Source organism: Bacteroidales bacterium, from assembly GCA_031275285.1.
Taxonomy (GTDB): domain Bacteria; phylum Bacteroidota; class Bacteroidia; order Bacteroidales; family UBA4181; genus JAIRLS01.
This window is the reverse complement of the sequence record JAISOY010000100.1, coordinates 1-8,525: the sequence shown is the minus strand read 5'-3', so window position 1 is coordinate 8,525 and position 8,525 is coordinate 1. Positions and strand designations below refer to the sequence as shown.

Sequence of the window (8,525 nt, the reverse complement as noted above, 5' to 3'; positions counted from 1 at the left end):
CATTGATCCTAAAAAGAAAGCGATTAGGAAAATGATGCGGATGGCTACCGGATCCACGTCAAAATATTCGCCCAAACCCGTGCATACCCCTCCGATCATTTTATTCTGGGTTTGCCGGTATAATTTTCTGGGAGGTTGGCTTACCGGCTGGCTATCGGCAGCTGAGAATCCCATTTGGTAAAGGATATCTACCACATCCGGGTATGTAATGACTTCCTTATTCCCGGATAATTTCTGTTGTAGGCGTTCGGAAACCTGCATTTCCAATTCTTCTTTTTTCCACTGGTTATTCATCACGTTGTTCAGATAGGTATAAGCATCTTCTTCGATCTGAAATACAGTGTTGGCAACATGTACGGTAATGACTCTTTTCATGATGTGAAATTTTAAATAAAATAGTGATCTAATATTTTATGCAAAGATATAAAATAATTTTAGTACTATGCATAACAAAGTACTGTTTTTATAAAAATATCTGTTATTTTTTCTTTTTTCACTCAAATACAAATCTTTATGTTTGAAAAAAAATATAACTTTTTGTATTTTTAAAGATTAATTAACTTTTTTTAATACACATAACATCTTATTTTTGCATTCGATTTGCAAATAGCAAGAAAAACCGGAACTTTGATGTAAAACATGTTATATACACTTATTATAATATAAACATATGAATGAAGCAGCAAATATCAAGGAATTGAACGAACGTATCCAGAAAGAAAGCGCTTTTGTCGACCTGATCAACATAGAGATGAATAAGGTGATAGTTGGGCAGAAACATTTGATAGAGAGTCTGTTATTGGGGTTGTTGTCTGACGGCCATATCCTTTTGGAAGGGTTGCCTGGTCTGGCAAAGACGCTGGCAATCAATACCCTTGCTACGACCATTGATGCTAAATTCAGTCGTATACAGTTTACTCCGGACTTATTGCCGGCCGACTTGCTGGGTACCATGATCTATAGCCAGAAGAAAGAGGAATTTGCCGTCAGGAAAGGACCTATTTTTGCCAACTTTATTCTGGCAGATGAGATCAACCGCTCCCCGGCCAAAGTACAAAGTGCTTTGCTTGAAGCCATGCAGGAAAAGCAGGTGACCATAGGAGGTCAAACTTATCCCCTGGATCGTCCGTTCCTGGTCCTTGCCACCCAAAATCCAATAGAGCAGGAGGGAACCTATCCTCTTCCGGAGGCCCAGGTAGACCGTTTTATGCTCAAGGTAGTGATCGACTATCCGACCAAGACCGAGGAACAACAGATCATCCGTGAAAACCTGGGACAAGTCTTCCCTACGGCCAGTACGATACTTAAACCCGAAGACATTATAAAGGCAAGGGAGATCGTTAAAGAAGTATACATGGATGAGAAGATCGAACGTTATATCCTGGATCTCGTATTTGCTACCCGTTATCCGGATCAGTTCAACCTGGACAAGTTGAAACCGATGATTACTTACGGGGCATCGCCGCGTGCCAGCATCAACCTGGCAAAAGCAGCGAAAACGTATGCATTTATCAAACGCCGCGGTTATGTCATTCCTGAAGACGTACGTGCTGTATGTTATGATGTGCTGCGTCATCGTATCGGCTTATCCTATGAAGCAGAAGCAGAAAATATGACATCGGTGGACATCATCACCGAGATCATGAACGTTGTAGAAGTGCCTTAGACATAGGTTCTTAATCGTTTGAAATAGATAGTTCGTCGATTTTAGGATCGTCAATAATTAATGATTGAATATGGAAGCCACTGATTTATTAAAACGGGTCAGGAAAATTGAAATAAAAACACGCGGATTGTCACGGCATATTTTTGCGGGGGAATACCACAGTGCATTTAAAGGCCGTGGGATGGCATTCAGCGAGGTACGGGAATACCAATATGGCGACGATATCCGTAACATTGACTGGAATGTAACGGCACGTTTCGATCATCCATATGTAAAGGTATTTGAGGAGGAGCGCGAGCTGACCTTGATGTTGCTGGTGGATGTCAGCGGTTCACGTGAATTCGGGACTTCTCTTCAGTTCAAAAAGAACCTGATGGCTGAATTATCTGCAGTATTGGCATTTTCGGCCACACAAAATAATGATAAGGTGGGTGTTATCTTATTCTCCGATAAAGTAGAGAAATTCATTCCACCCAAGAAGGGACGTCAACACATATTGCGTGTGATCCGTGAGTTGATCGAATTTGAACCTGAACATACACGGACAGATGTGTCAGTCGCGTTACAATACCTGACCAATGCCATAAAAAAACGCAGTACGGCTTTTGTGATCTCTGATTTTGTCAGTCCGTCTTTCGACCATGCTTTAAAGATCGCTTCACGAAAACATGATGTGGTAGCACTACGCATCTACGATATGCACGAAGCGGATATGCCCTCTATAGGGTTGGTGCAATTCCGTGATGCCGAAACAGGGCAGATGATATGGACAGATACATCCAGTAGTAAGGTTCGCAGGCAATACGAGGAGCACTGGAAAAATATACAAATGTCACTGGACGAGACATTCCGCCGCAGTGGCATTGATAATACATTTATCCGGACCGATGAAGATTACGTAAAGCCGCTGATGAAATTGTTCAAACAACGGTAATTCAGGTAATAATATGGAAAAAATAATATACGGTATTCAACAGATAGGAGTGGGGGTACCCAATGCTGTGGAAGGTTTTCATTGGTACGGGAAAGTATTGGGATCGGATATTAAGATCTTTGATGATAATAATGTGGCCACTTATATGGCTCCCTATATGGGTGGAAATCCTCACAAAAAAAGAGCCATACTCGCTGCCAACATACAGGGTGGCAGTTGTTATGAGATATGGCAGTTCATGGACCGGATACCCGAATCACCTGCCGAGGAACCTGCATTAGGCGATCTGGGCATTTTTGCGGTAAAAGTCAAAGCAAAAAATATTCATGAAGCCCGCCAATCCGTCATCAAAAAAGGAGCAAAAGTGCTTAGTGATATTCAGTTGAATCCGGATGACCAACCGTTTTTTTTTATGGAGGATCTTTTCGGGAATAAGATACAGGTAATCGAATCGTATGAATGGTTCAAGCCGCTGAAACGATATACTACCGGAGGAGTTTACGGGTGTATGATCGGAGTGTCGGATATGGAGCGGTCCCTCACTTTTTATAAGGAGATCCTGGGTTATGATATGGTAATCTATGACCTGACGAAAGAATTTCCTGATCTGGCAGGCCTGAAAGGTGGCGACCGGAAGATCCGGCGGGTTTTATTGACCCATAGTGCGGAAAGAAGGGGTAGCATGGCCGCTTTACTCGGACGGAGCCAGATAGAATTGATTCAGGTACAGTCAGCATCGCCCCGGAAAATATTTGAAGGAAGGTATTGGGGGGATATCGGGTTCATCCATCTTTGTTTTGACATTCATGGAATGGCGGCTTTAAAAGAAGAATGTGCCCGCAAAGGGTTTCCGTTTACAGTGGAAAGTGATGACGCATTTAAAATGGGGGAGGCTGCCGGACATTGGAGTTATACAGAAGACCCGGATGGGACATTGATCGAGTTTGTAGAAACCAAGAAGATACCTTTGGTCAAAAAATGGAACTTGTATCTGAATCTGGAGAAACGAAATCCCTACAAGCCGTTGCCCCGGTGGATGATTCGTGCTCTTTCGCTTAACAGGGTGAAAATGTAATAGACATGAGGTTAACGTTGAATAAAATAAGAATGATCAGGTATTTTATCATTGTATGTTTTTTTATAGGAGTGTCGGTCAATGTGCAGGCGCAATCCATACAGGTCAATGCGCAGTTTGACAGTACTTACGTATTGATCGGGGACCAGGTAAAACTGAGGATAGAGCTGGAGAAGAAAAACAATGTACAGGTACAATTTCCAGTATGGACCGATCAACTGACTTCAGATATTGAAATTGTCGAAGTGCTTCCTGTCGATTCGGTTAAAATATCCGGTGATCTGACCCGTTATATGCAGGATATTCTGGTTACCAGTTTCGATAGCGGCCGTCATGAGATACCTCCTCTTCGTTTTCCCTTTGTTGATGAGGAACTCACCGATACGGTTTCAACCCGTTCCTTATATCTGGATGTGTTGACTATGCCGTTGGATACTACACAGCATATTGCAGATATCAAACCGATATATCAGGTGCCCATCGGTTGGCAGGATATCTGGCCCTGGTTGGTGCGTATTGGATTGATATTGCTGGCTTTGGCTTTGATCGGGTTTATTATATATGTCTTTATTTGTAGAAAGAATAACCAACCTATTTTCAGTGCGCCTAAACCGGTTGAGCCGCCTCATGTAATCGCTTTACGGGATTTGGATCTGTTACGCACTGAAAAATTATGGCAAAATAACCGTATCAAAGAATATTATACCCGGTTATCCGATATTGTACGTACATATATTGAAGGACGTTTTGCTGTTTCTGCGATGGAAATGACCAGTGATGAAATATTATCGGGGCTGTCCGGAGCTGGTTTTGAAGATAATAACCTGGTTGATCGCTTACGCCAGTTATTTATGCTGTCCGATCTGGTAAAGTTTGCCAAAATGGAGCCGATGCCTAATGAAAATGAGACTTCCATGCTGGATGCTTATTTATTTGTTAACCATACAAAAATAGAAGCTCCTCCGGAAGATGGGCAACAAGATAAAGACGAAGAGTCGACCAAGGAACAGGAAAATACCCAAGATGAAACAGAAGAATTAAAAAATCAGGAATAAGATATGAATTACACTTTTGCTAATCCCCAGTTTTTCTGGCTTTTTATTATCTGGTTCCTAGCCATAGGTTGGTATATATGGAGGCAAAATAAGTTAAACCCGTATATGCAGATCTCATCTGTTGAAGGATTGAAAGGGGTGCGTACCCTACGTCCTTATTTACGGCATGTTTTATTTGCCTTGCGGATGTTGGTTTTAGCGTTGCTCATTTTAATTCTTGCACGTCCCCAGTCAAGCAATCAATGGAAAAGCGAAACAACAGAGGGGATAGATATTATGATATCACTGGATATTTCCGGTAGTATGCTGGCACAGGATTTTAAGCCTGACCGCCTGGAAGAAGCCAAAAGATTGGCCATACAATTTATTTCAGGACGCCCGAATGACCGCATGGGATTGGTCATATTCAGCGGCGAGAGTTTTACACAATGCCCGTTGACTACAGACCATACGGCATTGATCAATTTGTTCAATAATGTACATAGTGGTATGATCGAAGATGGAACTGCTATAGGGATGGGATTGGCCACGGCTGTTAATCGTATTAAGGACAGTGATGCCATTAGTAAGGTCGTGATCCTGCTTACCGACGGAGTCAACAACCGGGGATCGATAGATCCGGTTACGGCTGCTGAAATTGCAAAGACGTTTGGTGTCAGGGTATATACGGTTGGTATCGGGACACGTGGTACAGCTCCTTATCCGGTACAGACAGCTTTTGGGATCCGTTATCAGGATATGCAGACCGAGATCGATGAAGATCTGCTCAAACAGATCGCAGACATGACCGGGGGTCTTTACTTCCGCGCTACAGACAGTAACCAATTGAAATCTATTTACGAAGAAATAGATCAGTTGGAGAAGTCGAAGATCAGTGTACAGGAGCACCATAAGAAGACCGAGGAATATCTTCGTTTCGCTCTTATAGCTCTGGCTATTTTGATACTGGAGATTTTATTACGTTATACCGTAATACGTAATTTACCTTAATCACTTAATAAATAAGTCAAAATGTCGGAATATTCATTAAGTCAGAAAGTGGGTTCGGGTAGCTTCTTCCGGAATGCTCTTTATCTTCTTTTTCCATTCAAATTCGTCATTTATCATTCGTAATTATATACGTTATGTTCCAGTTTTCACATCCAGAATATTTATATGCACTGACACTGGTATTGTTGTTTACTTTTCTGTTCATATGGACTTCCTATGCACGGAAAAAAAGGATACGACGTTTTGGTGAAGTGGAATTGGTCAATCGTTTGACGCCCGATGCATCCACCAAAAAACCTTTATTGAAATTCATCCTGTTGATGATTGCTTTTTGTTTTTTTGTTATTGGGGCAGCCGGGCCTAAGTTCGGTACCAAACTTCAGGAACAGAAACGTAATGGATCCGATATCATTATTGCGTTGGATGTATCCAACAGTATGATGGCGGAAGATATCCAGCCTAACCGGCTTGAACGGGCCAAACAGGCAGTATCACGGTTGATAGACAGATTAGGCGAGAATAAAATAGGGTTGATCGTGTTTGCAGGTGAGGCTTATACCCAGTTGCCTATTACTACAGATTATGTATCTGCCAAAATGTTTTTGTCCACTATTTCTCCGGATATTGTTCCGGTACAGGGTACAGCTATCGGGACAGCCATTAATCTTGCCGCAAATTCCTTTTCGCCGACCAGTGATGCAGGCAAAGCGATAGTAGTGATCACAGATGGTGAAAACCATGAAGATAACCCGGTTCAGGCAGCAAAAAATGCATTGGAACGGGGCATCAATGTATATACGATCGGTGTCGGTTCTACACAAGGTACACCTATTCCGGTGAAAACAAGTTCAGGGCAAAGGGATTTCATTAAAGATCGTTCCGGCAATGTGGTGATGACAAAGCTGGACGAAAAGACCCTTCAGGAAGTGGCCATGGCAGGTAAGGGAATTTATGTGCGTGCCACTTCTGCCAATATGGGGCTCAATAATGTATATGAAGAGATCAGTAAACTGGAAAAAGCCGAATATGAAGCGAAAATATATACCGATTTTGCAGAAATGTTTCAGTGGCCTTTTGGTGTTGCTTTGGTATTTTTATTGATAGAATTATTGATATCTAACCGGAAAAACAGATTTAGATTATTTAATTGATCAGTATGAAACCCTCATGAACAATGCTTTGCCAAAGAGCATGAGTTTATAAATGAGGGTTCCATATGACTATTAAGAATAAATTATATACATATGAAAAGAATTTTTAGTATTATATGTCTCTTTAGTTTTGTGGTCATTTCAGTCTGGGCTCAAACGGAAGATACGCTCCAATTGAAAGCCAACGGAAAAACACCAGATTATCGTAAGGAAATGCGTGCCGGAAACAAGTTATACGAAGCAGGTCAATCGGTTGATGCCGAGACAGCATACCGGAAAGCATTGATAGCTGATGAAAAATCCCATCAGGCTGCTTTTAATCTGGGCGATGCATTATACCGTCAACAGAAATATGATGAGGCGGGAAAGCAATTTGAGATAGCAGCTGCTGAAATGACGGATAAGAAAGATAAATCCCGTGCTTATCATAATCTGGGAAACTCTTTGTTGCAGCAACAAAAACTAAAGGAAAGTATTGACGCTTACAAACAGGCGTTACGTAACGATCCCAAAGATATGGATACCAAATATAACCTGTCGTATGCCATGAATCTGTTGAAGCAGCAGGAACAACAGAACCAGGATGATCAGAAAGATCAAAATCAGGACAAAGACAAGCAGGATCAAAATAAAGACCAACAGGATCAACAAAAAGACCAGCAGGATCAAGATAAAGACGAACAAGATCAGCAGGACCAGAAGAATCAGGATCAGCAAAAAGATCAGCAACAACAGGACCAGCAAAAAAATGAGCAGGGACAGAAGGAGCAACAAATTTCTCCTGAAGATGCCCAACGGATGTTGGATGCTATAGCCCAGGAAGAAAAAGAATTACAGGAAAAGCTTCAGAAAAAAGAACGGGCCGGGCATCGTGGGAAGATTGAAAAGAATTGGTAGTGTTGGTTTTTATTGTTACTTTGTATTTGAATACGATAATTTAAATAAAATGAGGTGTTTTTTATCTGTATTTTTTATACTCTTTACAATACATTCACAGGCGCAGAATGTAAGTGTGACTGTTGAATGTCCCCGTATAGTCAGGGTAGGAGAGGCATTTCAGATGTCTGTGAATATCAATGCCAGCAGTTCCGTACCTAAATTACCTGAAATGCCGGTTTTTTCAGTTTTACGTGGGCCCGACCGGTCTCAGAGCAGCCAGATAAGTGTTGTTAACGGAAAAGTGACTCAGTCGGTGAATATGTCATATAATTATGTGTTACAGGCCAATCAGGAAGGAACACATGAAATACCACCTGTTGAGGTCACAGTAGATAAAAAGACCCATCAATCCCAGCCGGTCAGGGTACAGGTAGTGGCAGGAAACGCATCGACACAACCATCCCAACAAAACACGGAATCAGGGCAAACAGATAATTCTCAGGTAAAGACGGATAACCGGGATATTTTTCTGAGTGTTGTTCCAAGCCGTACGAAAATGTACCAGGGAGAAAATCTTCATGTTGCCGTAAAGCTTTTTTCAAAACTGGATATAGCATCCCTGGATAATATGAAATTACCGAACTTTGAAGGTTTCTTCAAACAGGAAGTAGAAACACCACCATTAAGAGGATTGGAACGGGAAATGGTCAATGGGGAAATATACGGAGCTGGTGTCTTGCGTCAATATGTCCTCTTCACGCAGAAAAGCGGCACA

The 8,525-nt window shown here is 41.8% G+C and carries 9 protein-coding genes; 8 read left to right on the top strand and 1 reads right to left on the bottom strand.

Translation table 11 applies throughout. The features are described from left to right. On the bottom strand, nucleotides 1-375 hold a 375-nt coding region (locus tag LBQ60_10965; protein ID MDR2038431.1), incomplete at its 3' end, for a PspC domain-containing protein. A gap of 295 nt (nucleotides 376-670) precedes the next feature. Here LBQ60_10965 and LBQ60_10960 point away from each other — a divergent pair. From LBQ60_10960 to LBQ60_10925, 8 genes are all read left to right on the top strand, one after another. Then, on the top strand, nucleotides 671-1,666 hold the full coding sequence (locus LBQ60_10960; GenBank protein ID MDR2038430.1) for an AAA family ATPase: 996 nt from the start codon (nucleotides 671-673) through the stop codon (nucleotides 1,664-1,666). Nucleotides 1,667-1,736: 70 nt separating this feature from the next. Next, on the top strand, nucleotides 1,737-2,600 hold the full coding sequence (locus tag LBQ60_10955; GenBank protein ID MDR2038429.1) for a DUF58 domain-containing protein: 864 nt from the start codon (nucleotides 1,737-1,739) through the stop codon (nucleotides 2,598-2,600). Nucleotides 2,601-2,613: 13 nt separating this feature from the next. Continuing rightward, nucleotides 2,614-3,675 carry a VOC family protein gene (locus LBQ60_10950; GenBank protein ID MDR2038428.1) on the top strand — a complete coding sequence of 354 codons (1,062 nt, stop codon included), beginning with the start codon at nucleotides 2,614-2,616 and terminating at the stop codon, nucleotides 3,673-3,675. A 32-nt stretch (nucleotides 3,676-3,707) separates the two neighbouring features. Continuing rightward, on the top strand, nucleotides 3,708-4,730 hold the full coding sequence (locus tag LBQ60_10945; protein ID MDR2038427.1) for a hypothetical protein: 1,023 nt from the start codon (nucleotides 3,708-3,710) through the stop codon (nucleotides 4,728-4,730). Nucleotides 4,731-4,733: 3 nt separating this feature from the next. Then, entirely contained in the window at nucleotides 4,734-5,720 is a 987-nt protein-coding gene (locus LBQ60_10940) for a VWA domain-containing protein (GenBank protein MDR2038426.1), read from the top strand. A gap of 134 nt (nucleotides 5,721-5,854) precedes the next feature. Then, entirely contained in the window at nucleotides 5,855-6,871 is a 1,017-nt protein-coding gene (locus LBQ60_10935; protein ID MDR2038425.1) for a VWA domain-containing protein, read from the top strand. A gap of 93 nt (nucleotides 6,872-6,964) precedes the next feature. Continuing rightward, nucleotides 6,965-7,768, top strand: coding sequence for a tetratricopeptide repeat protein (locus tag LBQ60_10930; GenBank protein ID MDR2038424.1), 804 nt, complete (start codon nucleotides 6,965-6,967; stop codon nucleotides 7,766-7,768). A gap of 49 nt (nucleotides 7,769-7,817) precedes the next feature. Continuing rightward, a partial coding sequence (locus LBQ60_10925) for a BatD family protein (protein ID MDR2038423.1) occupies nucleotides 7,818-8,525 on the top strand: 708 nt, incomplete at its 3' end.

Bases quoted from the DNA above. Each gene is read 5' to 3' on its own strand.
- LBQ60_10950 (MDR2038428.1), top strand. From the start codon at position 2,614: ATGGAAAAAATAATATACGGTATTCAACAGATAGGAGTGGGGGTACCC.
- LBQ60_10930 (MDR2038424.1), top strand. From the start codon at position 6,965: ATGAAAAGAATTTTTAGTATTATATGTCTCTTTAGTTTTGTGGTCATT.
- LBQ60_10955 (MDR2038429.1), top strand. From the start codon at position 1,737: ATGGAAGCCACTGATTTATTAAAACGGGTCAGGAAAATTGAAATAAAA.
- LBQ60_10940 (MDR2038426.1), top strand. From the start codon at position 4,734: ATGAATTACACTTTTGCTAATCCCCAGTTTTTCTGGCTTTTTATTATC.
- LBQ60_10935 (MDR2038425.1), top strand. From the start codon at position 5,855: ATGTTCCAGTTTTCACATCCAGAATATTTATATGCACTGACACTGGTA.
- LBQ60_10945 (MDR2038427.1), top strand. From the start codon at position 3,708: ATGATCAGGTATTTTATCATTGTATGTTTTTTTATAGGAGTGTCGGTC.
- LBQ60_10960 (MDR2038430.1), top strand. From the start codon at position 671: ATGAATGAAGCAGCAAATATCAAGGAATTGAACGAACGTATCCAGAAA.